This is a genomic window from Bacillota bacterium, from assembly GCA_013314855.1.
Lineage (GTDB): Bacteria > Bacillota > Clostridia > Acetivibrionales > DUMC01 > Ch48.
Window position 1 is genome coordinate 1 of the sequence record JABUEW010000251.1, and the last position, 2,056, is coordinate 2,056.

Annotated in this window: 3 protein-coding genes; 1 reads left to right on the forward strand and 2 read right to left on the reverse strand. The window is 34.7% G+C overall.

Features of this window, described 5'->3' with window-relative positions; genetic code table 11:
• Nucleotides 1–651: 651 nt before the first annotated feature.
• Complete coding sequence (locus HPY74_20900) at nucleotides 652–846, reverse strand: hypothetical protein (protein ID NSW93065.1); 195 nt, start codon at nucleotides 844–846, stop codon at nucleotides 652–654.
• 79 nt (nucleotides 847–925) lie between these two features.
• On the opposite strand from HPY74_20900, the gene HPY74_20905 reads away from it, so the two are divergent.
• Nucleotides 926–1,633, forward strand: coding sequence for a hypothetical protein (locus tag HPY74_20905; protein NSW93066.1), 708 nt, complete (start codon nucleotides 926–928; stop codon nucleotides 1,631–1,633).
• Nucleotides 1,634–1,838: 205 nt separating this feature from the next.
• Here the strand turns inward: HPY74_20905 and HPY74_20910 are convergent.
• On the reverse strand, nucleotides 1,839–2,056 hold a 218-nt coding region (locus HPY74_20910; protein ID NSW93067.1), incomplete at its 5' end, for a helix-turn-helix domain-containing protein.

The window sequence follows — 2,056 nt, forward strand, 5'->3', positions numbered from 1 at the left end:
AGGCATCCGGTGGGATACAATCCTTGACATACTCCAGTTCTTTAAGAAAACTTTTTAGTCTATCGTTCAATAGGTTTCACTCCTTTTCAATGTGTTTCATTTGTTGCAGGTTATATCCGTATGCTGCAGTAATTTAGTTGAATTGATGAAAGATTTGTTGTATAATTCCTAATTTACTGGTTTGGTATGTTAATAAGTACATTATCACAACCCATAAGACGATTTTAGAAATTTTTGTTAACATCTCACTAAATATGTTGTAGTTTATTATTCGGAAGTTCGGCAGTCTATCCCGGCGCGCCTTACACACCAAAAACAGCACACTCCATCTTGACATGCATATATTTTTTTGTTTTTTATAATTAACCGTTTTATTGAATCTAATCTTGCGCCTCCCATCATATTTTTTGCTGTATCTCCCTAACAGAAAGGCCGGGCGTAGTTCACTTCCTCCCGGTGACAGGTGTGGACGCTGGCGAGGACCCGTACCAGATCCTCCATCCTAAGACCAGGGTTATATGCTTTGCCCCTATGGCCACCGGCTGGCTCATAGCTGCATAACGATATTGCTTTCATGGATACTCTTTTACCAGTAGGTTATTTTTATCAAATCCAGGAGGAAAAAAATACTAAATCATCGAATATGTACGATTATTTTAAATAAAACCCTTTTCCAGGTTCAGGTTTACCAATAATTATCTTATTTTCAATATTAGAGTCTCTATTATTAAAATGAATAAAAACGGGTTTATCATGTTCATCTTTTTTGTAACCCAGAAGAACACCTCGTAGTTCTGTTGTCGTATTATTGAACTCCACTAAATTATCCTTGTTTAATTTAATCATACGAATAATACCTCCTTTTTACTATTGTAAATTAACAATCCTAGTGCAAATATATAAAGCACGTGAAAGGATGTTCTATATGCCATTTGATTTTATTAATTTTAGACATTATTCTATTAACTATTTAGATCTTTTTAATGAAATTAACTCTCAAAAAATTCTATCTGATGAAAATCTCCAAAGTCAATATCTTAAAATGTGGATGAAAGAGTTAAATGATTGTGATGACATCTTAAAAAATCAATTAAAGACACCCGAATCTATTTCCAAATTGCGCTTGCTTCTTCAGTTAGAGCCAGAAATATTTCAACTACCTATTGATTTTCAATACAACAAAATACTTCTTCATTTTCGTGTAACTATTGCAAATGAAATTATTTCGGATGCCAAACATAAAAGCCAATTTATTCCACTTTCAGAGTTTGTACAAAAAAATAGTTTATTTAAATGGACCCCGGTTAATACAAATGTTGACTCCTATTCAAATTCCAATGAACCAATAGTTATAGTACCTTTTTTAAATGGTCAGTATAGTTATCTCGTAATTGATGGAAACCATAGACTTACATATAAAACAAAAAATAATATTGATGGAATTTATGCATTAATAATTTCAGAGCAATCAGTCATTGAACATTCTTTGTTTTCAAGTGGTTTTGATAAACTTTTTTATATCATGTATAATGAACTAAATCATATGGCTAATGCAACACATTATAAAAAGGCAAACGCTTTCCAATTAGTTCAAAAATCATACCTCAAAGATGGAAAGTTCAAGTTTTTCTAAGTTTGGCCGTTCACTGCCTCCGTAATAGATATGCACTTTTACTCCCCACCATTTACTCTTTATTTTGGCAACAAGCATTAGCCCCGGTATTCCATCTCTTCCAACTTTGCCATAATACCTTCAGCTAGGGCTTTAGCAGAAGTGTTTTTAGTTTAAAAAATAAAGAACCCTAAGTTTCTCGTGGTTCTGAATTAGCTTTGTCAGATTAGTAATTTAGAAGTTGCTCTGAATCTTGCTGACCAGTGTTACCGAGTGTGCTGATTAACCTGTGCTTCTCAATGAAATCCTCTAAGTCAGATTCCCTGATCCGGACCTGCCCCCCGGGGAGCTGGTAGACCGTCAAGAGTTTATTTTTTGACCACCGCCAGATCGTTGTCCGGCTCACGCCCAGCTTCTTTGCCACTTCCGACGCCGTCAAAAGCC